Source organism: Candidatus Protochlamydia sp. R18 (assembly GCF_000648255.1).
GTDB classification, from domain to species: Bacteria; Chlamydiota; Chlamydiia; order Chlamydiales; family Parachlamydiaceae; genus Protochlamydia; species Protochlamydia amoebophila.
On sequence record NZ_BASL01000705.1, the window covers coordinates 41,484 to 67,855 of the forward strand.

Genomic DNA, 26,372 nt, shown 5'->3' on the forward strand with positions numbered 1-26,372 from the left:
TAGAATAAGCCTTCGATAAACCTTTCTGGACTGATAGCTCAGTGGATAGAGCACCCGCCTTCTAAGCGGGTGGTCGTAGGTTCGAATCCTACTCGGTCCGATTTGACTCAAAAGAAAATTACAATGACTAAATCATTAGAAAGTCTCCCATCTACCGCCTCAGCCTTCCCAAGCTCATCTTGTTTTTCTTTATGTCATATCTCACAGGCGCAAACTTTTCCTGATATTCAAACTTTGATTGACTCCTTTCGCTCAACTGAGTTTCTCAATTTGAGCTTTAGGCACCGCTTCAGAATGATCAACAAAACCCTTTGTGATTTGATTAATCAAACGCCTACGCAATCTTTCCTTCTTAGTGCTATTCTAGATTTTATGGAGCGTGTTAATCGAGAAAAAATTCTCAGCGAATCATTAACAATGAGTACCTTCGAATTTTGGCTCAATAACTTTTCTGAGTTAAGCGATGAAGAAAACTATGCAATTCGTGCTAAGATCGCTGGAAAATGGATTCCTAGGAGCGATTACCAAGCCTTTTTTCCCATAGGAATGGATAAAAGCTATAATGGAACACATTTCATAGCTGCTCATTTGTCCCCTGACGTAGATACCATGATAGCCTCTTTTTGGGGTTGGGTTGATGCCTTTGCCTCTAGAGTTACTAGAGGGCTCCATCAATGGTGCTTACCTGGAGGTCCTCCTGATTCCCCTATTTCATCGATTGTTAGTGAAATGTTTGGAGAAGGTTTATTTAATTGTCTGGCTCGTACCGCTCAAACAATCACTTTGACAGCCATAGATCTTGTATCCCAAAAAGACTTTATTAAAGAAGCAAAAGAAACTTTAACGGGTTATATTGATCATGAAACTAATGAAAAAGCAATTATCTTAATTGATGAAAACGGACATTATTTAGGTGATTGGCAAAGCTCTGATGTAGAAACTGTTCGCCAAATTATTATTCTATTTAAATCTTGTTTGACATGGTTTAAAAATAATCTACACACTAAACTCATTTCCCTATTTGCTAAAACAAACCTTTCGGTTATCGATTTTCCGCTATTTAATTCTTCAGTTTTTGATGTGAAAATTAAAGATTGTGAACCTGTCCAGGAATTTAACGAAAAACAAAAAAACGATTTGCATGATTTTTTTTACAAAATTTTACATGTCAAAAAAGGACTTAGCGGAACTTTTAATGATTTAATTCAAGCACTTAATTTTTTATCTGTCTCAGAGCTCTTGCATTTTCAGCATAGTATCCAATCTCTTCCAAAAAGCTCTATTTTCGATGAACAAGGCAAGCTTAAAGAAGATCGCCCTAAAATTTTCCTTAAATTAGAAAAAATTATTAATCAGCTTGATGCTGCTATTCAAAATGTACGCAATTATGTAGAATGTCTTGATATCGTCTTAGGTATCAAGCATAAAGTATTAGGATCTTCTCTCCTTTATGTTAATCTAAGAAGCGACATCGATGAAATACGTCACAAAATGCAGAGCCATGACTTTATCACTGTCGTTATTCCCGAAAAAGATGGGTCTTTGTTTCCCGTTGGTGTTATTAGAGCGACAGATTTACGAATGACCGGCCTTGGAACTATTACTTTAAGAGATTTTTGTAATTTGGAAGAAGTCAAAATGGCTTCCTATCTAGAAGTAATCAGTGTTGTTGATCACCACAAAAGCTCGCTAAAAACTTTATCCGTTCCTACAGCATTAATTGGAGATACTCAGTCTTGTAACGTTTTGATTGCTGAACAAGCCTTTCTTATTAATGATCGCTATAGTTTAGGTGGAATGACAGCGCAAGCCATTGATAACCAGATTCAAAAACTTGCTCTTTCAACAGGTAATTCTAGCCAAATTCGCATTCTGCAACGCCTTCTGCAACGTCGGTTAGTCACTTACCAAACCAATCAATTTTTTGTTCATCCTCAACGAGAATTTCAAGAATATTTATGCTATCTTCACGCAATTTTAGATGATACAGATCTTTTGACAAAAGTTTCAAACCGGGATTTGTTTTGCATTGCCCAACTTCTCAACCGTCTAAAATCTTTATCCATGGGCTATGAAACAGAGATTATACATTTTGATGACATTCCCCTTGATAAAAAATTCACAAAAATAGCCGCGCAACGAATTCTCCAACAACAAGATATGTATCAATTTTATAAGAAGATTTATGACCTCAGAGAATCTTCTGTTCAAAAAAACTTACAGCTCTGTGTGAAAGGGTGCTATTCTAACATCTTTTTAGATGCTAAAGAACAAAATGGTTGTGCACGGGTTGGACAAACAAAAATGTTTGCGTTTAATTTTCCTTTCTTCCTTGAACATGCTCAAAGTATCCGCTCAACTTGGTTGAATAAATCTAGGGAAATTAATCGGGATAAACCAGATATTGATTTACATCTGCACATGATCAGTACTATTGCGAGTTCCGAAGAAGTTTATCGCAATCAAATTGGCCCGTATTCTCATCAAGATGAACTTTGGTTTTGGATTCCAAATACGCTTCAAGCAAGTGATCATTTAAATTCTTTTCTAACAGGCTTTCAAACAGTTGTTAAAAGCTTTGTAGAAAACATGTCAGTAGAATTCTTAGGACCTAATGCTCAAAATTATCAGATCATTTTTTCCTCTCATTTCCCTCATATTCCTCAGAAAATTGTGAACGAATCTCAGACAGGAATGTCATTAGCGATTCTAAGATTTAAAGCAGGAGCGCTAAATTCTCGAAAATCGATGGTTACCCCCTTTTTACCTCGTTTAACCTAATTCTTCTTTTAATCAAAAATTAAAATGTTATTTCCTAATTTCAAAACAGATTTTTTAGTCGTTTATAGGGAGCTAAAATAAAATTTAGTGAAAGTTTAGGAATAGTGTACTAAGATGAAAACTCTCTAAGAAAAACTAATCATTTTCAAATTTAGTTTAGATTATGTGAAAATTGAGCGAGAAAAGTGAATACTATTTGTCAGAAATATAGCTGTAATTAATACAGTAAGACTATTTCTGACAAATAGCATAAGAAATAAGTTTGCTTATTTCTTACATCCTTAAATAGAAATTATTCGGGTCTAGAATTTTCTTCTAAGATTTCCAAATTAACGCGAATACCATTGCGACTTGCAACAGACATCAATAGAGTACGGATCGCATTAATGGTCTTACCTTTTTTCCCTATAATTTTTCCAATATCAGACTTTTCGACTGATAATTCGATAATCAGTGTTTGTGTACCGCCGATTTCATTAATCTTTACCTTGTCTGGATGATCGACCAAATTCTTAACTATATATGCTACAAATTCTTTCATAATTCGATCCTTTGCAAATATGAAACGTTGATAACATTCGACGTCGTATGCAATAAAACATAATTGTCTCTTAATTTGACAATAGCGAATTATTCTATAATTTTCTAGAAAAAACCATCAAAAGTTTTTTTTTATTTTACTTTCTCTATATAAAATATTTTATAAGCATTTATTCACTTGTTAAACAAGTGAAATGGTAGATAAAAAGCAGAAAATTTTTAAATCATGCTTTCCGTCGATTCAATGAATCTAAGATAAAAGTAACAGGACCATCGTTTGTTAATGAAACTTGCATCTGAGCCCCAAACTGTCCTGTTTTGACATGGGGAGCTTCTTTCTTTAATTCATCAATAAATTGTTTGTAAAGAGAAAGAGCTATTGGAGGAGAAGCAGCTTGGATAAAGTCGGGTCTTCGACCATTTAAACAATTTCCGTATAAAGTAAATTGACTGACCACTAATATTTCTCCTTCACATTCTTTTACATTTCTATTCATCTTTCCATTTTCATCGTTAAAAATGCGTAAATGAACTAGCTTATCCACAGACCATAAAATCTGCTCTAAGTTATCTTGATGGTGAATTCCTAGCAATAACATTAAACCAGGGCCAATTGCACTAAACAGGTTATCATCAATATAAACTTGCGCTTGTAACACACGTTGAATAACTAACTTCATCTCATATCTATCTCTCCTATTCAACATCTCGAATATATGGAGATTTAGGGTCTATTTTTTTAATCAATCGAACCATTTCAGGAGGAGGTGGAGTACAAAATTCTAGATTTTCTAGCGAAATGGGGTGTTGAAAACGCAACACCGCTGCATGAAGAAGTTGATGTGGAACAGAGTAATATTGATTTAAAGAAATTTGACCATACAAGGGATCTCCTAGAATAGGAGACCCTCTATACTTCATATGCACACGAATTTGATGGGTGCGACCTGTGGCAATCTCAATTTGCACAAAGCTCAACTTATCACTCCATCCAAGTGTTTTGCAAAAACTAATGGCAGGTTTACCAGTCGGAATAACAGCCATTTGTTTACGATGTATAGGATGCCTACCAATAGGTGCTTGTATTTCTCCATCTGCTGGTCGTCCAATACAAATAGCTAGGTAAGCTTTATAGACTTTTCTAGAGGCAAACAATTCAATGAGTTTTTGCTGCGTCTCAAGCGTTTTAGCTGCCACTAATAGTCCTGAAGTGCCTTTATCTAACCGATGAACAATGCCAGGACGTATAGTGTCTGGTAAAAGCGGTAACTTCTGACAATAATAAAGTAGAGCGTTCACAAAAGTACCTGACCAATTACCAGGTGCTGGATGAACGACCATTCCGGCTGGTTTGTTAATGACAAGAAGATGTTCATCCTCGTAAAGGATAGATAAAGGAATATTTTCTGGCATTAAATTTGATTCAGGAGATGCGACGAATTGCACTTCAACTTCGTCCCCTTCTTGCAATAATGTCCTTTTTTTGACAGCAATCCCATTGACTAATATCAAATGCTTATCAATCAAAAATTGGAAATAGGTACGAGAGTATTTAGCATTAAAACGTCTAGCTAAAACTTTATCTAAGCGTTCTCCCACCTCATCTTCAGATATGATTAAGAGATCAACTTCTTCTCCATAAGGATTTGCCATAAAAATACTTTTTCTTTAAGAAGAACATTCGGTCTGAGGAATAGCTAAAACTACTAGGGACTGCTCATGATAGGGATAATCGCTCACTAATCGCTTAAGCAAACTGAAAATATGATTTTGTATAAATTCTAATTTTTCCAATTCAACCGAATACCCGACATTTTTGCCTAAATAAATCTTTTCTTGATAGGTGATTTGTTGCAAATATTCCCCTTCAATTTCTTGAATGAATAAGTTGCGAACTGGTTCTGAAATCTGGAGCAATTGATAAAAGTAAGCTTCTGAAATAGGAAATGCTAAAAATAATTGGTAATCAAACATAAGCTTATTCTAAAGAAGAATCGACTTTAGCTAAAGTTAAAATTCATTTTTGTCCGCTAAGATTTAGCTACTATGTAGGTCAAAAAGGAATTTATTTGAAATTGAAAATATTTGCATATTCCATGTGATTGATTGTCAAAAATTATTTTAACTAAAAAGTAAATCGCTATTATGTGAACTTATAACCATCACTAGCGATTCAACAAAGCAATGTAGAATAGTTTGATTCCATCATGATAGAATATAAAATAAGAAAACTATCCCCCTTTTGCACGTTCGGTTGCCTCTCGCCACATCTGTTTCAATTTTTCTTGGTGTGCTTTCATTTTATTACAAATCTCAGTTGCTATTGACAACATCATTTTATCATAAACTTCGGGAGCCATTTCTTTGAAGGCAGCCAAACTTTTGACTTCCGAACTAGACTTTAATGTTCCATTTGGAGAATTTGTTGCTGCTGGATCTTGCACATTTAGGCTCGCTGAATCAACAGCTCCAACTGAACTAACATTTTCTTGAGACATACAGACCTACTTTGATAATTGGCCAGAAATCCCTGGTCTTTACTTTTATAATATCAAAATAATTTATATTATACAATATGGCAAATAAATTAATTAAAAAAAATAAAACTAATCCACAATAAATTCGCGTATCGTTGTTTCTATTAAATCAAATGAATATCCTTTACGCATCAAAGCTGTCACAACTTTTTGTTTTATCACAAAATCCCTTAAATTTTGATGCTGATAGCGAGTTCGAAGTAATGTGAGAATTCCATTTTTTTCTTGATCGGATTGATTCCATTCTTGTTTAATTTGTTCTAAACTCTCTCTCGTTAACCCTTTTGTTTGAAGTTTAACAAGAATGGATCGCAAACTATGTTTTTTTTGATGACTACGCATAAATGAAGAAATCCAATCCTCATCATTCAAATACCCTGCTATTTTACATTCTTGAATTACTTTTTGTATGGTTACAGGTTGAACAAGTTTATCTTTAAGTAATTTTTGTAGCTGTTCTGAATGATAAGATTGATTAGATAGACGCCAAATAACGTAATTTCTAGTTCGTTTGTATTCCCATCGATCAAACATTCCTTTCCAATCAGAGAGCTGTAAACAAGTAGGTAAAGCGGGGTTTTTCCCGAAAATAGATGAATGGATATCTCGCTCTCGCTCTTCATTAATATAAAGAGTAAAAAGTTCTTTACGCCATTCATGAGGTTTAACTTCAATCTTTAAAGGCAATTGCAAAACTAAATACCTCTTTTCTTAATTTTCTTTCTCGTATTTATCCAAGCACAATAAATTAAAGGGCCGTAACTCCTTCAAAAAGCTTTATAAAGATCAAAACATATTGCAATGGCTTATTTGGCAATAATAACTTTTTTGACTTCCCGGTTTGATATGCGAATACCTTTAGCTGTCACCCCTTTTACCGCTATATTATCGATTTGAAATTGCATTTTTGAAATAGTTTGACGAGGTTTTGGAATAAATTGTAATTCTAAAGAAACTCCAGGTTGTGTAGAAATAAATTCCAAAGTTGTTCCTTCTTCCAAATAGCGGTAATATTTATCTAAAATGAATTTTTCGACAATAAAACGTTTTGCATAAACATAGTGAGTTTCGGGATCTCGATAAACGACGTTAATAATTGTCTTTTTATCTGCTATACCTACATAAACAACTTTATTCCCCTTATGATGGACATATTGTTTTTCAGGAATATTGATGATTTGATAAGTTCCGTCCTTGAATATCACAAGTAATTTATCAAAATTTGTACACTCAATTGTATAGTTGCTAGTGACTTTAGTTCCTATAAATCCAGTTGTAGGATCAAAACAGACAGTAATTTGCCTTGTTTCCATCGCACGAGTATCGACTTGCTGGATTTCTTGAATTTCTGTTTTGCGCTTATGTTCGTTTGCAAATTTTTTAATCAAACTATTGAGATAACGAATGGCAACTTTAATGATATTTTTCAGGTCTTTTTCAACACGCGTCAATTGCTCCTGGTGAGATAAAATTTCCTCTTGACTTTTCGCTAAGTCAAATCGCGTAATACGACGAATGGGAATGCTGAGTAAACGTTCTCTATCTTGTTCTGTAGGAACTCTTAAAAGTTGAGAATGAAAAGGGATTAAACTTGCAGCAATCGTTACATGAACTTCTTCGTAAGAAGTTAAATCTTCAATTCGCTTATAAAGCCGATTTTCAATAAATATTTGCTCCAAAGTTTTTTCGAAGATTTTTTCGTTTAAATGATCCCGCTCTAATTCTAGTTCTCTTTGCAAATATTCCTGAAGTTTTTCTGTATGCAACCGTAAGATAGAATCGACATCTGTTTCCCAGGGATAATTGTCTTTGATCACCACAATTTGTGAATGTAGAGTAACTTGGCATTCAGTATATGCATATAAAGCTTCTAATAAATCTTGAGCATATTGCCCACGTGGAAGCTTAATTTCAATTTCAACTTTTTCTGCTGTATAATCATTGATAGCATCAATTTTAATTTTACCTTTTTTAGCGGCTTCATCAATTGATCGAATTAGAGATTCTGTTGTGGTTCCATAACAAATTTCAGTAATAACCAAAGACTTAGCATCCCTTACCTCAATTTTTGCTCGCAAACGAACTTTTCCTTTTCCTTTATTGTAGTCAGAAGCATCCATAATGCCGCCTGTTGGAAAATCAGGGAGAATAGAAAAAGGTTTGCCTTCTAATATGGCAATTTCTGCTTCTAAAAGTTCTAAAAAATTGTGAGGGAAAATATGAGTGGACATACCTACAGCAATTCCATCAGCGCCTTGTAATAGAACAACGGGAATTTTGGCTGGAAGACAAGTAGGTTCTTGATGTCTGCCATCATATGAGGGAATTGTAGAGGTCAAATCAGCATTAAATAAAGTTTCTTTTGCTAAAGGTGTTAAACGAGTTTCAATATAACGAGCTGCAGCAGCAGGATCTCCTGTAAATAAATTACCAAAATTTCCTTGCTGATCTAACAAATAGCCTTTATTAGCAATATTAATAAGTGCCTCGGTAATTGGCGCATCTCCATGAGGATGTAGAGCCATTGTCTGACCTGCTACATTTGCTACCTTATGAAGCTTGCCATCATGCATGAGCCAAAGAGTATAGAGAATACGGCGCTGTACGGGCTTTAGCCCATCAATAACATTAGGAATTGCCCTATCCAAAATGACATAAGAGGCATATTTAATATAATGACGTTGCATCAATTGCTTAATATCTTCCATGCGCTATTCCTAATATCTTGATAACTTGATCAAAGAGTTCATCTCATGCTTAATTTACATATTTTTTAAAAATTCGCTTGCTATACAGGAGCTATTTCATCTTCATTAATAAGGTTTTGCATGATAAATTGTTTCCGCTCTGGGGTATTTTTCCCCATATAAAACTGCAAAGTAGATTTAATATCAGAAAAAGAATGAATTGTAACAGGGATTAAGCGAATATCCTTCCCTATAAATTGCTTAAATTCTGAGGGGGAAATTTCTCCAAGCCCTTTAAAACGAGTAACTTCTACTTGTTTTTTTAATTTAACAACCGCTTTATTTTTTTCTTCTTCATTATAGCAATAAATTGTTTGCACTTTATTACGTACTTTAAATAAAGGAGTTTCTAAAATATATAAGTGCCCGTTTAAAACAAGTCCTTCAAAATAGGTTAAAAAGAAAGTTATCATTAGGTTACGAATATGCATTCCGTCGACATCTGCATCTGTTGCCAAAATGACTTTATTATAACGAAGTTTTTCAATCTCATCTTCAATATTCAGAGCATTCATTAAATTGAACATTTCTTCATTTTTATAGAGTTGATCGAGCTTCATGCCAAATACATTTAAAGGTTTACCTCTTAAAGAATAAACTGCCTGTATTAATGGATCTCGAGAAGCCACAACCGAAGCACTAGCCGAATCCCCTTCTGTTAGAAAAATCATTGTGTTTTCACTATGTACCGATCGATCTTGATAATGATACTTTGAATCTCTCAATTTGGGAATTTTGAACGAAATTTTCTTTTGCTTTTCCTTTGCTTCTTTTTTAACAGAAGCCAGTTCTTTGCGGAGCTTCTCATTAAAAACAATTCGTTCAACTAAGCGATTCGCAACATCGGGGTGTTTATGCAATAAATTTACAACGGCTTCTTTAACTTCTTGGACAATAGGAGCGCGTAATTCGTTATTACCTAGCTTATTTTTAGTCTGCGATTCAAAGATTGGATCTTTCACTTTTACAAGTATGGTTCCCACAATTCCTTCTCGTACATCTACTCCTTGGAAATTTTTCTTAGTAAACTCATTTACTCCCTTTAAAATCCCTTCTCGAAAAGCTGAAAGATGAGTTCCTCCATCAGACGTATATTGACCATTGACAAATGAAAAATAACTTTCTCCATAACTGTGGGTGTGTAAAAAAGCCAATTCTAAAAATTTACCACGATAATGAATAGGCTCATATAACCTATCTTCTGTGACTTCCGCATTTAAAAGGTCTAGCAATCCATATTTAGATTGAATCTCTTCCCCATTAAATTGAAGAATTAGACCCGTATTCAAATAGGCATAATGCCAAATACGTTTTAAAATATATTCTTTTTGAAAACGATATTTTTTGAAAATTTCTGGATCAGGAATAAATTCCACATAGGTGCCGTTTTCTTCCTTTGTCTTTCCTTTCTTCTCTTGTTTCAACAATCCTTGAGAAAAATGTGCTTCAACAAATTCTCCATCTCGATAACTTTTAACAACAAAATGACTAGAAAGGGCATTAACGGCTTTAGTTCCCACTCCATTAAGCCCTACAGAAAACTGGAAAACATCGTCATTATATTTAGCACCCGTATTAATCTGGCTGACACATTCTACTACTTTGCCAAGTGGAATTCCTCTTCCAAAGTCTCGAACAGAGACGCGACTGAGATCTTCATCTAACTCAATAATGATTTTTTTTCCGTGCTTCATAATAAATTCGTCGACGCTATTATCAACGACTTCTTTAAGCATAATATAAATTCCGTCGTCGGGGTTAGTTCCATCACCTAACCGACCAATATACATGCCAGAGCGCAAGCGGATGTGAGCTAGCGCATCTAACGTTTTGACTGTACTTTCATCATAGTTTTTTTCCATATATAATCATCTTTTAGTTTGTGAACAAAAAAATTTAGACGATTCAACAATTGAAAATCTAGTTTTTTAGCAATTAATTTTAAGGGTTGCCAAATTTATAACGTGAGTTTATAGAGAGGTTTGTTAATTTTGGCTTAGAAGTCTTTGAGCTTTCACATTGCCCAAAAACTCATTTTTCAGGTTTACTTAGCCATTACAAAATAATACCGTAGGATATAGCTTTATGCATTCAGTATTTACAGATCAAACAATTTTAATCACGGGTGGATCAGGTAGTTTTGGTCGAGCTTTAACTAAGAAAATTTTAAAAGAAAACAGTTGCCGCAAAGTCATTATCTTTAGTCGAGATGAATGGAAACAGTGGGAGATGCGACGAAGTGATCCTCTTTTTGACCATCCTAAAATTCGCTATTTTTTAGGAGATGTTCGTGATTCTCAAAGGCTTGCACGTGCTTTTAGAGATGTTACAATGATTGTTCATGCAGCGGCACTAAAACAGGTCCCTGCTGCTGAATATAATCCTTCAGAATTTATTAAAACTAATGTCATAGGAGCCATGAATGTCATTGACGCAGCGATCAATTGTGGCATTCAAAAAGTAATTGCTCTTTCCACAGATAAAGCTGTTAATCCAATCAATTTATACGGAGCAACTAAACTCTGTTCAGATAAACTATTTCTAGCTGGTAATTCTTATGTTGGTGCACAAGGTTATCCCATTTTTTCAGTGGTTCGGTATGGTAATGTCGCCGCCAGTCGAGGTAGTATTCTTCCTTTTTGGCAAAAGTTAATCGAACAAGGAGCCAAATCCTTACCTATAACAGATGAGCGAATGACTCGTTTCTGGATCACCTTGGAACAATCAGTCGACTTTGTCACTAACTGCTTTTATAAAATGAGAGGAGGGGAAATTTTTGTTCCTAAAATTCCAAGCGTTAAAATTGTCGATCTAGCTGAAGCTTTAGCTCCTGGCTTAACCAAAGAAATTTGCGGTATTCGGCCAGGAGAAAAGCTCCATGAATTGATGGTCAGTTCTGATGATGTGCGCCATACAGTAGAATTTGAACGTTATTACTTAATCGCACCGGAACCCATTTCTGAAACAGATGAACGCATTCCTTCTAATCACAAAAGTTGCCCCATCAGGGGAAAACCAGTTCACCCTGATTTCATTTATGCATCACATACAAATTCTGAATGGCTAACAGTTGAACAAATCCAGCAATTCATTAAAAACTCTCCACTTATATAAAAGCGAAAAATTTTTAGCTCTAAATCATTTTAAGTAGAGAGTTTCATTGAATCATAATAAATGAAAAGAAGTTTCAAAATTAAAGTTTTGTCTAATCAAAATTCAATCTTCGGGCAATACCCCCTGAAATCGGCCCGCCACCGCCGCCATTGCAATTAAATCCTCCTTGACTAACCAAAGTTTTTAAAATTTTGATGGCGGTTTTTTCTGCCTCACCAATGGTTGAAACAATTGCATATTCATCTAATTCGTCAAGTTTCATTTCACTCAAATCATGTAATATAGGTAAAAATCCAAAACTAAACCCTTCAGGATTCTGTCCCATGGCTGGATGTAATGCTCCATCTTTCTCTTCAGGATCATATTGATCGCTAAAAGGAAAAAAGGTTTGAGCTTGATAACCATGTTGTCTAATACGGGTATGTGGATTATTCCCTGTCGTGTAGCCAATATAACGTTTTTCAGTTCCTATTTCTTTAATGGAATATAAAATTCCTTGAACTTTATCAGCGATTGAAAGCATCTTTTTATAAGTTTCTTGATCAATTTCAGGTCTAATAGAAGTGTCAATTACTCTAAAACGAAACCTTTTTTTTGGAGTTAAAAAAAGGGGATTTTTTGGAATTGCATAAATTGCTGATTCTTCTTCCGAATGAGTTAAACCACCCCCTCCTCCGTTTCGCTGATTATAGAGAGGTTTTTTACTTTTAATAAAACCTGTCTCAAACGTATCTAAATTTTCCCCTTCTTTTAAAACATATAAAATAGCGACTTCAAAATGAGTAGGATTGTTTTGAACTGCAGTAATAAATTTCTTTTTACTTTGATTGGATGGTTTAACACTTTTATTAAATTTAGTTTTGTAATGATTCATCCGAGCAGCAAAAGAAGTTCCTGTTTTCCCTATTAAAGCAATTTCGTCAGTTGTATGATTTCTAAATATGTAAATCAATTGTTTGATTTTTTTAGCATTTGCATTAATCGAAAAACTTATTTTATTATTCCCATCGATTTTAATGGGAAACCATTCTTTTGGTTTTTGCTGTTCAAAAAAATCACTATCTAAACTTACAGGTTCAAATTCTTGCAAGGCTGCAGAAATTGAATAATCAATAGTTGATTCATTACCTTCTGACGAATAATCAATTGAAGCTTCATCAAATTTAGATTCTACGAACATCCTTTCAGCCGATTCTGATTCCTCACTTTCAAAAAATCTAATCGGTGAATAATCAACAGTTGATTCCTTAACTTCTGACGAATACTCAATTGAAGCTTCATCAAATTTAGATTCTACGAACATCCTTTCAGCCGATTCTGATTCCCTACTTTCAGAAAATCTAATCGGTGAATAAGCAATAGTTGGTTCATTAATTTCTGAAGAATAATCAATTGAAGCTTCATCAAATTTAAATTCAGTGGACATCCTTTCGTTCGATTCTGATTCCTTACTTTCAGAAAATCTAATCGGTGAATAATTAATAGTTAATTGACTGTCTAGAAAACAATCATTTAAAACTTGGCTATTCTTTCCATCAAATTTGCTATCGATATGTTCCCTTGTCGTATCTTCGCACAAATGGGGAATCCTTGCCATTTTTGATAAACTTGTAAGGTTCAAAGAAGATTTTCTTATAGTTACAGGTTTTTTCTTTCTTATAGATAGAAAATCTATCGGAATACTTCTCTCATTAAAAACCCTTCTTTTAAATATTTGTGTTTTAGATGAAACATCTTTTTCTCTTACTTTTTTAATTTTACGAAAGGAAAAATAATTTCCTTTATCTTCCTTGCTAATAAAATTATTTAAACTATCTTCGCAACTTTTTGGGAAATTAAAAATATCAAATGTAAAATCTAATTCACCAAAAAAATTATTTGTAAAAAAACAATTATTATACATAAAAACCATTAAAATTTTAAAAATTAATTTAACAACCAATTAATTATATAAAATATGTCGTTTTAATTAGTATAAAAATTAAAATCTATATAGTTTAATAATGATTAAAAATTGAATTTACTAATTAAATTTGTTTAAATAAAATTTTAATTCTAATTATAAAAAATAGTTTAAATATTTAAATTTATTTTTATAATATATATAGTTAAAATTTGAAAATAAAATTAATAAGAAATAAATAAAATTAATAAAAAATACGGATTAGATTGATTTTCAAAGCATCAAATTATTTTTAAAATCTCGAAAATAATTAAACAGTGAGAGATAAAATTAGACAGAAAACACTTTGGATAAATTCCAATGAAAAGTGTATTTGCAATAATTAACGTTTTTCTTATAAAGATGCGCAACGATATTTGACTTCCCTAGAATGTAAAATTGAAACTGGGAAAAGGAGCAAAAGAATGCGTATTGGCGTTATTGGTATTAACCACAAACTAGCAGATTTAAAATTAAGAGACGCACTTGCCAAAGCTTGTCAAAAACGATTTGGAGCTAATCAATCTGTTCATGATCAACACCACTTTATCTTACTTTCTACCTGTAATCGCACCGAAGTTTATTTTAGTTCTTATGATCTTACAGCTACCCATTCCTATTTATTAAGTATTTTACGACAAGATGTAAAAGAAGACTTTGATCATAAACTTTACTCTTTTTTTGGTATGGATTGTTTTAGCCATCTTACACGTGTGACGTCCGGACTTGATAGCGCTATCGTCGCCGAAACAGAAATTCAAGGCCAAGTAAAAAATGCGTACAATCTGGCAACAACCTTTCTTTGTCTGCCAAAAGAACTTCATTTTCTCTTTCAAAAATCAATGGGAATTGCTAAAAGAATACGATCTGAGCTACGCTTAGGAAGAGGGTTGCCTAATTTAGAACATGCAATCCTTCAAACTGGAAAATATTTTTTTAGGAATACTCAACAACCAAAAATCCTTTTTGTAGGTGCCTCAGAAATCAACCGAAAAATTCTACATTTTTTGAAATCCAAACAATATTCAGATATGACGATTTGCAATCGTTCAGAAATTCACTCCAAAGAATTAGCTATTCTATATGGATTGCATCTTCTTCCGTGGTGCCAACTCGATTCATGGCATCAGTATGATTGGATTATATTTGGAACAAAGTCCTCCGAATATTTAATTAAACCTGAAAAGAACTTTACCCCAGCTGATAATGATAAACTGATTATGGATTTATGCGTTCCACGCAATGTGGAGCCAAAACTTGGCCAAAATGCCAAAATAACTTTATTAAATATTGATCAAATTAATCGCCTACTTAAGATTCGTCATCGTGGCATGACACAAGCTCTCATTGAAGCTGAAAATCGCGTCAACTTGGCAACTTATGAACATACTAACCGATACAGGCAAAAAGAAGATTCTAAAATCACAATTTTTGCAGTATCTGCCTAAAAATTCTTTCTTTTGGGAGGTAAAAAACTGTCTAAACGATAAGCACGAATGGATTTATTTGTTAAAATTTGCAAGTTTTTGATTTCTTGCAAATTTTCATAACTTATCTGATTAAAAATCAGCTTTTCCAGGGTGCCTTGGGAAAGGAATGACATCACGTATATTTTCCATTCCAGTTGTAAATTGAACTAAACGTTCAAAACCCGCACCAAAACCAGAGTGAGGAACACTGCCGAATTTACGAAGTTCTAAATACCACCAATATTCTTCTGCTGGTAAATTGAATTCTCTTAATTTAGACTCTAATACACTAAGCCTTTCTTCCCGTTGACTACCTCCGATAATTTCTCCCACTTTTGGGACGAGAACGTCCATCGCAGCCACGGTCTTATTATCTTCATTGGTACGCATATAAAATGCTTTAATGTCTTTTGGATAATCTGTCAAAATGACTGGCTTACCAAAAAATTCTTCTGCCAAAAAACGCTCATGCTCAGATTGTAAATCTAATCCCCACTTAACTGGATACTCAAATTTTTTATCCGCTTTCTCTAAAATTCTTACAGCATAAGTGTAAGAAGCTCTCTCAAATGAAGTGTTAATGACATGCTCAAGTCTAGAAATTAAATCTGTCGCAACGTGCTTGTTGAAAAACTCCATATCTTCTTGGCAATTGTCTAAGACATATTTTAAAATATACTTAAGATAATCTTCCGCGCAGTCCATATTATCGTTTAAATCTGCAAAAGCCATTTCGGGTTCAATCATCCAAAATTCTGCTAAATGACGGGAAGTATTGGAATTTTCTGCCCGAAATGTTGGACCAAATGTATAAACATCTGATAACGCACAAGCATAAATCTCTCCATTTAACTGCCCAGAAACTGTCAAATAAGTAGGCTTGCCAAAAAAATCTTGTGTATAATCGATTCTTCCTTGTGGTGTTCTAGCAGGGTTGTTTTGATCTAACGTTGTCACTTGAAACATTTTACCCGCCCCCTCACAATCAGACCCTGTAATAATTGGAGTATGGATATATAGAAATCCGCGTTTTTGAAAAAACTGATGCGTTGCAAAGGCTAATGCATTACGAACTCGTGTGACAGCTCCAATCGTATTAGTGCGAGGTCTAAGATGTGCAATTGATCGCAAAAATTCAAAAGTATGCCGTTTTTTTTGCAAGAGATAAACTTCAGGGTCACATTTTCCAATAATGGTAATCGCTGTTGCTTGCATTTCTAAATTTTGCTCTTTACCTGGGCTTTCTACAATTGTACCTATTGCTGAAACAGAAACTCCTGTTGAAAGTTGATTAATTAGTTGATCATAACCTGCTATATCTGGAGTCGCTATAATTTGAAAATTAGAAAGAGTAGAACCATCATTGATTTCAATAAAAGTAAAGGTCTTTTGATTACGAACAGTTCTCACCCATCCTTTTAATGTTATATCGTGTCCGATCAAAGCACGAACTTCTGGAGTCGTGCCTCTAAGGCTTTTAATTTTTGTACGCATGCAAATTTACCCCACTACATTTTATTCGATTATTAATCTAAATTTTTTTGCTGATTTTTTTCTTCAAATTTGAAGAAGTTTTAAAAATATTTACCAATTGAATTTAGTAAAAAAAGAAAAAAGCACAAAAATTTATTAAGCAAATTCTTTCAATTTTTGAATTTCTTTTTCCCATAGATCTACACCCCCTGGGGTTTCGAGATATTTGGGCAAATGTCTTGTTCGAGAATCTTTCATTAAAAATTCGAAGCTTTCCCACCCAATTTTTCCTTCACCCAAAGGTTGGTGACGATCAACTCTTGAACCTAAATCTTTAGAAGAATCATTAATATGAAATGCATAAAGGTAAGGCAAACCAATGATTCGATCAAATTCCTTTAATGTAAAATCCCAAGCTGAAGACGTGCGTATATCATATCCTGCTACAAAAATATGACAGGTATCAATGCAAACTCCAATTGGAAGTTCATCTTTCACTCCATTAATGATATAAGCAAGCTGTTCAAACTTATGTCCGACAGAAGTACCTTGTCCCGCAGTAGCTTCAAGAAGTAAACGTAAATTGCCTTGAATAAAAGGGCGTACTAACAATAAACTTTCCACAATAGAATCTAAGCACTTCTGCACATCTTCTCCGAGTGAAGCACCTGGATGAAAATTTAAATAATTTATACCTAATTGTGTACATCTAATAACTTCTTCTTGAAAAGCTTGCCTACTTTTCAAAAGATTTTCTTGATTAGGGCACCCTAAATTGATCAAATAACTATCATGACTCATTAAATGAGTAAGATTTGTCTCTTTAAGAGTACTTTGCCATAATTCAATATCATTCGTTGTAAATTGCCGACCTTTCCACTGTTTTTGATTACTTGTAAAAAATTGAATAGTTGTTGCCCCAATTTTTTTTCCTTCTAATAAAGCACGGTAAACTCCGCCTGCTGCAGAAGTATGTGCGCCAAGCAGTAAATTCGAATGACTCATAAGATTCCTTATAATGATAACCTTGAAGGCTAATCTCCTATCAAAGGAGCTTGTTGTTTTTGAATCTGTAATAAATAAAGCTTGAGATCTTAACAAGGTAAAGTGTTCTTGACAAGAAAAGGAACCGTCTCTTTTTAACTCTTACTTGAATTCTAATAATTAAAGATTGCAGTCCACTTTATTTCATGATAATTTACACTGTTCTCAACATGAAGATCTTCAACTTAAATAATTTATACTCATTTCTAACCCATTTTCTATGAAATAGAAAAAATTTATAAAGAACACTAATGACTGATTCTACTCATACAATTTTTCAATCAGCTAAACGTTTTTTTTCAGGAACTTTATTAAGTCGTTTATCTGGTATGATACGCGATATCAGTATGGCTTATGCCTTTGGAACAGAAGCTTCTATTGCATCATTTATGGTAGCTTACCGTTTGGCTCATTTATGTCGCCGCCTATTTGGAGAAGGCTCTTTACAATCTGCTTTTATTCCCGAATTTGAATCAATTCGTCATCGTGATACGGAACGTGCATTTCGCTTTTTTAGAGATTTAGTCATTTCTTTAACGCTTTTTTTAGTTTTTTTTGTTTTATCTCTTTCTTTAGGAATAGGGACTTTTTTAACATGGGGAAATCCAACAAATGACACAAAAGAAATTCTGAGCCTGACATTATTAATGCTTCCTAGTCTATTATTCATTTGTTTATTTGGATTAAATGCATCTTTGCTACAATGCGAAAAAATCTACTTTACCCCTGCTGTTGCACCTTTAGCTTTTAATTGTGCGTGGATTGCAGCTGTGTGGATTTTAAAATCCTACAAAATTCCAGAAGCTATTTCTTGGCTAGCTCTTGCAGTCATTATAGCCTGCCTTTCTCAGTGGCTTGTCACAATTCCCCAAACATTTTCTATTCTCAAAAAAAATTTATCAACACCCCTTCGGGCAGAACTTAGAAAAAGTTTTTTTTCTACAGATGTTATCAAACTTGGAAAACCTTTTTTACTTGGAATGATTGGAGTAATGGCTTCTCAAATCAATGCAGCAATCGACGCCATATTTGGAAGGTACGCTGAATTAGAAGGGCCCGCCTTCCTTTGGTATGCAATTAGAATTCAGCAACTTCCTTTAGCACTTTTTGGTATCGCTATCGCAGGAGCTCTTTTACCCCCTTTGACACGTGCACTAAAAGCACAAAATTGGGCCCTTTATTATCAATTTTTAAATGATGCAGTTCTTTATACATGTACAATTATGATTCCCTTCACTGCTGCAATTTTCGTGCTAGGGTATTCAAGTGTGAATCTTATTTTTGGTCACGGCAATTTCCATGCTTCTTCTGTGATTGGCACGACAAAATGTTTGTGGGGCTATGGAATAGGTTTATTACCAAGCACCTTAATTCTATTACTTGCGCCCGCATGTTACGCGCAAAATAATTATCGACTCCCAGCTATCGCCTCCATTTTAAATATGATTTTAAATTTTTCTTTAAACTATATGTTTATTATTTTTTTCGGATGGGGAGCAACGAGCGTTGCCGTTGCTACGAGTTTAAGTGCATGGGTGAATGTATTTTTTCTTGGAATTTTTCTTAACAACAAAGAAAAAAGTTGGATGGTTTTTAAAACTAATCCAATTTTTCTAAAAATATTTTTCATAACCTTCATTGCCTTTATAGGAACAGAAGCGAGTAAACATTTCTTTCATCAATCTACAATTTTAAATGTTTTGAATTCAAATATTTTCCTAATTTCGTTTAGCGAACAACTCATCGAATTAATTATTCAACTAAGTATTTTTATTTTTTTTTGGATATCTAGTTGCTGTTTATTTGGTGTTTCTTTAAAATCTCATTCGTCGGAGCCTAATTTTATGTTAAAAACTTAGAATTGAAGCTATAAATACATTTAATTTGACAACAGGTGTTGTTTGTAATTAGGAAATTAAATTAATTGTTTTTTTAAAATTTTGACTTTATGTTTTTTGAAACATAAAATGTCTTTTAATTAATATAGGAAATAGTTATGCAAATTATTCACGATGCTTTAAATGGCTTTTATAGTTGGTACACTGAAAGTGAATATGAAAAAATTAAACGCCAAGACGAAAAAATTAAACACCAAGCTACTTTTTTAAGTGAACAACTATTGTCAGTAATACATCAAATTGTCAAGGCTTGGTTAGAAAAATATAACAACAGTATGATTACTGGATCGACGATAGATGTACTAGATCATAGCCGGCACAATTTTTCTGCCTTAGTTTTTGTACGCGAGGCAAAATCGTGGCAACGTCACGAAACTGCAATCAAACGTTTAGACCGTACAAAACTTTCAACAGAAGAAGCTTTGTTTGTTGATAAAACTAAAAATAAAGTAAATGAAGTTTATAAGATGTCTCAAAGGCGTCAGTCATTAATTGCAAGCCAAAAACTTGCAGCGGAAATTTTTCCAGGCAAGTTTGAAGAAGAATTGAATAAAGACATAGATCAAGTTCGAGCTGATTATATGACTTTCGCTAACGAGTGGCAAGAAGAATTAAAACAAGACCATGCAAACATCGTTAGAAACCAACAATTAGCTAATGTTGTCAACGAACTTTGGAAGGACTGGAAACATTTGTGGGTTTTCGCTGAATTTCCAGACGCAACCGCTACGACCGAAGGCTGTTTACTCCAGGTAGTAGGCAGAAGCACTAAAAATCCTAAAAAAGAAGTGACCGAGACAATATTTAAAGTTAACCATGTTACCAAAGGTGTATATGAAATTATTTGCACCATAGAAGAAAGTATTAATGTGACTGATTCATGCTTAAATGTTAGAGTTAGTGAAGTAAAAGTTGGTCATACTCTTGTAGGTTATTCTCAAATCGGATCATCAGGCGAAAAAGTTCCAACTTCTAAAGAAAGCTTCATGAATCGAATTATCGCAGAAGCAATTAGACGGGTTGATAGCAAAAAAGAAGTTTTAAATCATATTATGGATGTAGAATTCCCAGAAAAAAATGGGATATTAGTAACTACGCCTGTACATGAGACAGAGCGTAAGTAAGTCCTTTAAATAGTTGTCTAACCTATAAGATTACAATTAAATCGCTATATAAATTTTAATCTAAAATGCTTAGACAACTCTTTATTAAATTTAGAATTTTAAGAACAAAGTCAATTGTTGATTAAGTTTTATCCCTATTCTGGTAGTCCTAACTTATAATGCTCAACGCCGATTGTAGTCGCAAATAAAATAGTTGATTATACTAATAGGGTTAATTAACTTCTTCAAAAAAGAAAATATTTTCTCACTGCTTGAGAAAGCATTTTTGTCTAAAGATATAATTGAACCTTTCAATAGAGCTTACTTTTCCCGCTTCTTTTCCAATTAAGTCGGTACTACGTCTAAAGAATGACTTCGCCACATTGAGAATTCATGTGTATAAAAGACAGTTTTTTGAGTTTTCTGGCAATTTTCTCATCAGACATTCCGCAGCTTTTCGCGTTTACTTCTCGTTGCGCATGCCTAAAACTTACCTCATAGCAGAGTGAAAACAAACCACAGCCATTGTTGATTATCCTTATTCCCCCATAGCTCCCCATTGCTCATCTAACTTGATAGCAGCGACTTGAACCATCTATCTCTGCACTCGTTACAGTTGCATTCAAGCTTACTGGGAATTCTCCCATGATTTCATAAATAAATTGTAGAAACTACGGCATGCTAACATTAAAATGCGGCAAACACATTCTAGTGTTACCCGTTCGAGGAGTATTTGACGAATTAAGAATTGCCTCTCTTCATTAATTAATTTTTATAGTCGTATTTCTCTTATTTTTTCTGCAAAAATGCCCTAAATAAAATGAAATACATCTCGCCAAATAGATAGAAAAACTTCAATCACAATTAAACAAATAATTGTCCATTCTAATCGGCTAGAATGCTGATGATTAAGTTCGTTTCCGAGCATTTCAAACAATTCATGCATGACATCTAATCTTTGATTTAAAACTTCTACTCTTGTATCAATATCTAGATAATTATTTGTCATTGCGTAAAGCGGTTCTAACTCCGAATATTCCCAAAAAAATTCTGGTGTATCCAAAATATCTAGATGTAAATTGATGGAGTTGCGCTCTATAAATAATGCCCCCATCTTCTTTCTAATTTCTTTTCTTGAAAGAGGAATTTTTCCCTGCTTCGCCAAATCTTGAGGAATTCGCTTAGTGAATTGAAATGTGCGACGAATTGCATGCTCGAAAGTCCCTAACTTAACAGATTGGGCTAATCCGTGAGAAATGGCCAAGCGATTTAAAACATCTCGATTAGGAAGAATAATTTCATCTTCAATAATTTTTGGAACGTCTCCAAATGTAAAAGTAAATTCATCAATATCCATTTCCTCCGGAATTAATGGCTGCTCTTCATAAGCTTTAGCTTGATCTAAAAATTGTTGACATTGATCTGGAGTTACCCCCCAACAAACAGTAGCCCCATAAGAAAAATAAAATATATCCCCGATCGAAATTCCTGGTATGGGAAGATGAACTACATCACGATAAAGAGTAGCTCCTTGGTGTTTTAAACTTTCAAATAAGGGTTTAATTTGATAGGAAGATGCTGTGCAATAAGCGAGACAATCCATATATGCCATTAGTTATTTATATTTTATGCCATTTAGCAAAAGCTTTCATAATTGATCGATAAACATCTTAATGATGCAGTACCAAAGACTAATTGCTTTGAATGAATAAAGAAAAACAGAGTTTTAGTTGAAAAGTTGCGAAAGAGGGGACTTGAACCCCTACGAGGAAACCCTCACTACCACCTCAAAGTAGCGCGTATACCAATTCCGCCACCTTCGCATAGATAAGAAAAAAATTTTAACACTTTTAAGCTATAGAGGCAAATAGATTTTACTGTTTTTGCATAGTTTCTTTGCAATATCTCTCAATTTTGTTTTTTGTTTGAGAAAAAAGAGTAATTTCAGTTAATTCTTGATAATTTTTACAATTCAATAATTGATATAATACATTTATTTCGTTTTCATGTAAATGGCTGGCTCCCATAGGATAGTGTAAACGACAAAATACTTCCCCTCGAAAAAAAAAAGCTTCTTGATGAAGTGGTTGTAGGCAAACACTGCAGACCAAAGGATGGGCTAAAATTCCTTCATGCTTTAGTAGTTTTAAACGGAAGCTTGTGGTTAAAATATCCGGAAATTTGGTTTGGGGAATTTTTTTCAAATAAATTTCAGTCAAAGTAAAAAGTTGAGGAGCAGGCTTTCCTACTAATTGCGTTTGGTAAAGAAGCTGTATGATGTCACAAGCAGCATTTAAATGATTGAGTTCGGTCCGTAAATGACGGTAAAAATCTAAAATTGATATTTCATGACAATTAAAAATTTCACCCTTTTGTTCTTTATAAACCAATTCAACCTTTGTTAAAGGCGTGCAATGACTCTTTGCCCCTCCTCTTTTATTTCGACTCTTTTTGCATAAAACTTTGATTAAGCCAGCTTCCTTAGTAAAAATGGCTACAATCTGATCATAATCACGAAAAGGAATGACTTTTAAAATAATACCTTCAGCCGTTTGAAATTCGGATAACATATAGCAATACTTTTTGACTTATAATCTTCAAAATTCTATAGTCTAATCTCTTAGCTGTTAAAATGCATTAATTCTTATCGCACCGATAGCTCAATGGATAGAGTACCCGGCTTCGAACCGGGTGGTTAGAGGTTCGAGCCCTCTTCGGTGCATAGTACATCATAACGTGAAGATTCCTCCTATATCAATTTTATCGCATACCTCTGAAAGCTATGCCAACGCGATTAGTCATGAACTTGGTAAAGGCTTTCAACACGCAAAACTCGTTTATCAAGAATGGTTTCGCAGAGGTAATATCAGTGGACTAAATCCAGCATTTAAAAATGCTCAAGCCCTTTTACAAAATATTCTTTCTCTAACCGATTTCTCTTTTTTACCCATTTCACAAAATTTGACAGATGGTCAAACAGGAAAATTTTTAATTAAAACTATAGATGACTTAGATATCGAGTCTGTATTAATTCCCATGCAAGCAGGTGGGACTCTATGCATTTCCTCACAAATCGGATGTCAAATGGGATGTGCATTTTGTGAAACAGGTCGAATGGGACTTTTGAGAAATTTAACGACCCAAGAAATTCTCAGTCAACTTTTCATTGCGAAATTCCGTTTACATTTTTCAGTTAGAAATATTGTTTTCATGGGAATGGGAGAACCTTTTGATAATTATGATACTGTCATGCATGCATTTCGCATTTTAACAGATTCTCATGGATTTGGTTTGGGAAATAATCGTATTACTATTTCCACGAGTGGTTGTTTAGAAGGAATTTACCGATTATTGCAAGAAACAACCCCACTCCCTAATTTAGCGGTCTCTTTAAATGCTCCCAATGATGAGTTGCGTAACAAACTCATGCCTATTAACAAAAAATATCCCTTAAAAGAGCTTTATCAAGCTATCTATGATTTTTGTAAACAAACTAGTAAACAAGTTTTAATTGCTTATGTTCTCATTAAGGAGCAAAATGATTCAATCGAGCACGCTAAACAATTAACCGATTTTTTATCCGGACTCAATGTTAAAATTAATTTGATTCCCTACAATCCCCAAAGTCGTGATCGATTTCAATCTCCTGAGCAATCCACTCTTGAAAATTTTACCAGTTATCTTCGAGAAAAAGGATTTTATACTCTTTTAAGGCAAACTAAAGGACAAAAAATTATGGCAGCTTGCGGACAGTTAGGCAACCTTGAGCTGAAACGTAAAAAACCCTTTATTCTGCCGATACTAAAACAATAAAAAAGTTAGATTGACTATCAATTCTTAAACTTTTTATCATAAAATCTAAAGAATAAACACCTACCGTGTATGGATCGATTTCTCTTTGCAATGGCAAATTAGAGTGTTATAATAATATTGTAAAGGCCGAGTATTGGTTGCCTTTTTAGTGAGACTTGGATAATAGGTAACTTTCTTTCCAAACTTACTTTAGCTACTACAAAACTAAAACGTCAAGGTTAACTCATTGAGGTACGTATGAATCGCAAAGCAAAAGCCTTAGAATTTGTAGATACTGAATATAACGTTAAAATTACAGGTCGGCATGTCGAAATTACAGATTCCATGAAAAGTTATGCCATGGAAAAAATTTCTAAGATTGAGCGATTCATGGATCGCATCATTGATGTGAATGTGATCATGGATATCCAAAAAATTGACCACAAAGTAGAAATTATCTTAAAAGCAGGGCATACAAAAATCCAAAGCCAAGCAGCAACACCTGATATGTATGCTTCAATTGATAAAGCGATTGCAAGACTTGAAGCTCAAATTCGTCGTTACAAATCAAAAATTCAAGACCATCACGCAAAAAGTTTAGCTATTATTGATATGAATGTAAATGTGCTTCGCAATCCTAGTGCTGAAGAGGAAATGGAAGAGGAAGAAAGTGAATTTTCTGCTTCTGTCACCAATGGCCACATTGTTGGCGGGCATGAAATTGTCAAACGAGAAACCCGCCCTCTTAAAACCTTGACATTTGATGAAGCTATTATGAAAATGGAGCTTTCTCAAGATGTGTTTTTGATCTTCAAAAATGAAGAAGATCAAAAATTGAAAGTGATTTACAGACGTAAAGATGGTCACTATGGAATTATTGATTTAAACAGCTAATGATCTATGCCTAATCAACTTTTCTGTTCTGTTCGAAAGAAATGGATTTTAGAAACACCTGAAGAGAAAGTTAGGCAATTGTTAATCAGTCATATGACGCAGAATTTGGGTTATCCGATAGGAAGTTTGGCTCTGGAAGTCACTTTGAGTCAAATGCCTCATCTGCGTCATATTCCCCCTCAACAAATTCCCAAAAGAAGGGCTGACCTTGTTATTCTCACCCCTCACCTTCATCCCTCTTTTCCTCTTTATCCTTTGTTATTGATCGAATGTAAAGCTGTCCCTCTCACAGATAAAGCTATGCGCCAAGTCGTAGGTTATAATCAATTTCTTCAAGCTTGTTTTATTGGATTGGCAAATCAAGACGAAAAAAGACTTGGTTGGTACGATCCTCAACAAAAAGATTATCAAGCTATTACAAATATTTTTTCTTACCCTTCTCTTCTGCGGCAAGCAAAATTATTTTTTTCGGAACTAGTAAAATGAGCAGATGAAAAATTAAACCTTAAAAAGATTTTCTGGAAATAGTGGCGACGATTCAAAGGATCTTGCTGAATCTGAGAATTCGTCTCGAACAGATGAAATTCTATTCGCAAACATCTCATACTAATCTGAATTTTATAACCTTAATAAATAAAAATACATTTGCTTTTTGCTCCAACTAGGCAAATCTTTTTATTCATTCCTTGTTTAACAAACTGAAGATTGTTCATTTAAGTGATGAAATTGGAATCAATTTCTTTACTGGTATTTCTTATTTGAACAAAATCTTTTCAACTATTGATCGATAAGAGCCGTCCTCTTTTTAACTTTAATTAAATATTTAATTTTATTAAAATTGCAATATTTTTTATATATAATATAATTAAAAATTATCCAAATAATTTGGAGGGTAATTATGCATATTCATAATCCAAGTTTTAATCGGCAAACTCTCATTGCCAATGCAGATATTCACCCCTACTATCGATCGAATGTTCATTTAAAATTTTCTGAACGAATAAATTTATTATGCAAAACAATTTTTCAGGGCTTCCT

At 33.7% G+C, this 26,372-nt stretch carries 21 protein-coding genes and 3 tRNA genes; 10 read left to right on the plus strand and 14 right to left on the minus strand.

Annotation, left to right across the window (positions count from 1 at the left end):
• The first annotated feature begins 27 nt into the window (after window positions 1–27).
• Both TY19_RS06510 and TY19_RS06515 read left to right on the plus strand, forming a co-directional pair.
• Window positions 28–100, plus strand: a tRNA-Arg gene (locus TY19_RS06510).
• Between the two features lie 23 nt (window positions 101–123).
• A complete protein-coding gene (locus tag TY19_RS06515) occupies window positions 124–2,781 on the plus strand; it encodes a hypothetical protein (protein WP_052354828.1) in 2,658 nt (885 codons plus the stop codon).
• A 292-nt stretch (window positions 2,782–3,073) separates the two neighbouring features.
• On the opposite strand, the gene TY19_RS06520 is transcribed toward TY19_RS06515, so the two are convergent.
• The 8 genes from TY19_RS06520 to TY19_RS06555 form a co-directional block, all read right to left on the minus strand.
• Window positions 3,074–3,322 carry a KH domain-containing protein gene (locus tag TY19_RS06520; RefSeq protein ID WP_011174907.1) on the minus strand — a complete coding sequence of 83 codons (249 nt, stop codon included), beginning with the start codon at window positions 3,320–3,322 and terminating at the stop codon, window positions 3,074–3,076.
• Between the two features lie 223 nt (window positions 3,323–3,545).
• Complete coding sequence (gene dtd / locus TY19_RS06525) at window positions 3,546–4,001, minus strand: D-aminoacyl-tRNA deacylase (RefSeq protein WP_039356640.1); 456 nt, start codon at window positions 3,999–4,001, stop codon at window positions 3,546–3,548.
• A gap of 16 nt (window positions 4,002–4,017) precedes the next feature.
• On the minus strand, window positions 4,018–4,974 hold the full coding sequence (locus TY19_RS06530) for an RluA family pseudouridine synthase (protein ID WP_042281126.1): 957 nt from the start codon (window positions 4,972–4,974) through the stop codon (window positions 4,018–4,020).
• A gap of 15 nt (window positions 4,975–4,989) precedes the next feature.
• A complete protein-coding gene (locus TY19_RS06535; protein WP_039356635.1) occupies window positions 4,990–5,295 on the minus strand; it encodes a hypothetical protein in 306 nt (101 codons plus the stop codon).
• A 257-nt stretch (window positions 5,296–5,552) separates the two neighbouring features.
• The gene (locus tag TY19_RS06540) at window positions 5,553–5,819 is read right to left on the minus strand and encodes a hypothetical protein (protein ID WP_039356632.1); all 267 of its coding nucleotides are present in this window, start codon (window positions 5,817–5,819) and stop codon (window positions 5,553–5,555) included.
• Between the two features lie 108 nt (window positions 5,820–5,927).
• Entirely contained in the window at window positions 5,928–6,551 is a 624-nt protein-coding gene (locus TY19_RS06545; protein ID WP_042281129.1) for a regulatory protein RecX, read from the minus strand.
• A 113-nt stretch (window positions 6,552–6,664) separates the two neighbouring features.
• A complete protein-coding gene (locus TY19_RS06550) occupies window positions 6,665–8,566 on the minus strand; it encodes a DNA topoisomerase IV subunit A (protein ID WP_042281131.1) in 1,902 nt (633 codons plus the stop codon).
• A gap of 80 nt (window positions 8,567–8,646) precedes the next feature.
• Window positions 8,647–10,467 carry a DNA topoisomerase IV subunit B gene (locus TY19_RS06555; RefSeq protein WP_042281134.1) on the minus strand — a complete coding sequence of 607 codons (1,821 nt, stop codon included), beginning with the start codon at window positions 10,465–10,467 and terminating at the stop codon, window positions 8,647–8,649.
• A gap of 223 nt (window positions 10,468–10,690) precedes the next feature.
• On the opposite strand from TY19_RS06555, the gene pseB reads away from it, so the two are divergent.
• Window positions 10,691–11,719 (plus strand): UDP-N-acetylglucosamine 4,6-dehydratase (inverting), encoded by a 1,029-nt coding sequence (gene pseB / locus TY19_RS06560; protein ID WP_039356619.1) that lies wholly within the window; start codon window positions 10,691–10,693, stop codon window positions 11,717–11,719.
• A 91-nt stretch (window positions 11,720–11,810) separates the two neighbouring features.
• On the opposite strand, the gene TY19_RS06565 is transcribed toward pseB, so the two are convergent.
• Window positions 11,811–13,622 carry a hypothetical protein gene (locus TY19_RS06565; protein WP_042281136.1) on the minus strand — a complete coding sequence of 604 codons (1,812 nt, stop codon included), beginning with the start codon at window positions 13,620–13,622 and terminating at the stop codon, window positions 11,811–11,813.
• A 464-nt stretch (window positions 13,623–14,086) separates the two neighbouring features.
• On the opposite strand from TY19_RS06565, the gene TY19_RS06570 reads away from it, so the two are divergent.
• A complete protein-coding gene (locus TY19_RS06570; RefSeq protein ID WP_042281137.1) occupies window positions 14,087–15,109 on the plus strand; it encodes a glutamyl-tRNA reductase in 1,023 nt (340 codons plus the stop codon).
• 111 nt (window positions 15,110–15,220) lie between these two features.
• Here TY19_RS06570 and asnS read toward each other — a convergent pair whose 3' ends face one another.
• A complete protein-coding gene (asnS, locus tag TY19_RS06575; protein WP_042281139.1) occupies window positions 15,221–16,624 on the minus strand; it encodes an asparagine--tRNA ligase in 1,404 nt (467 codons plus the stop codon).
• 135 nt (window positions 16,625–16,759) lie between these two features.
• A complete protein-coding gene (locus TY19_RS06580) occupies window positions 16,760–17,608 on the minus strand; it encodes a deoxyribonuclease IV (protein WP_042281142.1) in 849 nt (282 codons plus the stop codon).
• 290 nt (window positions 17,609–17,898) lie between these two features.
• Between TY19_RS06580 and murJ the strand changes: the two genes are divergently transcribed.
• Both murJ and TY19_RS06590 read left to right on the plus strand, forming a co-directional pair.
• Window positions 17,899–19,506 (plus strand): murein biosynthesis integral membrane protein MurJ, encoded by a 1,608-nt coding sequence (gene murJ / locus TY19_RS06585; protein ID WP_052354829.1) that lies wholly within the window; start codon window positions 17,899–17,901, stop codon window positions 19,504–19,506.
• A 137-nt stretch (window positions 19,507–19,643) separates the two neighbouring features.
• Window positions 19,644–20,669 carry a hypothetical protein gene (locus TY19_RS06590; protein WP_042281145.1) on the plus strand — a complete coding sequence of 342 codons (1,026 nt, stop codon included), beginning with the start codon at window positions 19,644–19,646 and terminating at the stop codon, window positions 20,667–20,669.
• Window positions 20,670–21,459: 790 nt separating this feature from the next.
• On the opposite strand, the gene TY19_RS06595 is transcribed toward TY19_RS06590, so the two are convergent.
• The 3 genes from TY19_RS06595 to recO all read right to left on the minus strand — a co-directional run bounded on the left by TY19_RS06595 (window position 21,460) and on the right by recO (window position 23,218).
• Complete coding sequence (locus TY19_RS06595; RefSeq protein ID WP_039356589.1) at window positions 21,460–22,251, minus strand: RMD1 family protein; 792 nt, start codon at window positions 22,249–22,251, stop codon at window positions 21,460–21,462.
• Between the two features lie 136 nt (window positions 22,252–22,387).
• Window positions 22,388–22,471 (minus strand) — tRNA-Leu (locus tag TY19_RS06600).
• A gap of 51 nt (window positions 22,472–22,522) precedes the next feature.
• The gene (gene recO, locus TY19_RS06605) at window positions 22,523–23,218 is read right to left on the minus strand and encodes a DNA repair protein RecO (protein WP_042281148.1); all 696 of its coding nucleotides are present in this window, start codon (window positions 23,216–23,218) and stop codon (window positions 22,523–22,525) included.
• A 79-nt stretch (window positions 23,219–23,297) separates the two neighbouring features.
• On the opposite strand from recO, the gene TY19_RS06610 reads away from it, so the two are divergent.
• From TY19_RS06610 to TY19_RS06625, 4 genes are all read left to right on the plus strand, one after another.
• Window positions 23,298–23,370 (plus strand) — tRNA-Arg (locus TY19_RS06610).
• A gap of 14 nt (window positions 23,371–23,384) precedes the next feature.
• The gene (gene rlmN / locus TY19_RS06615) at window positions 23,385–24,461 is read left to right on the plus strand and encodes a 23S rRNA (adenine(2503)-C(2))-methyltransferase RlmN (protein ID WP_042281151.1); all 1,077 of its coding nucleotides are present in this window, start codon (window positions 23,385–23,387) and stop codon (window positions 24,459–24,461) included.
• 237 nt (window positions 24,462–24,698) lie between these two features.
• Window positions 24,699–25,334 carry a ribosome hibernation-promoting factor, HPF/YfiA family gene (hpf, locus tag TY19_RS06620; protein WP_011174888.1) on the plus strand — a complete coding sequence of 212 codons (636 nt, stop codon included), beginning with the start codon at window positions 24,699–24,701 and terminating at the stop codon, window positions 25,332–25,334.
• Between the two features lie 6 nt (window positions 25,335–25,340).
• Entirely contained in the window at window positions 25,341–25,820 is a 480-nt protein-coding gene (locus TY19_RS06625) for a type I restriction enzyme HsdR N-terminal domain-containing protein (protein ID WP_042281154.1), read from the plus strand.
• Window positions 25,821–26,372 lie beyond the last annotated feature (552 nt).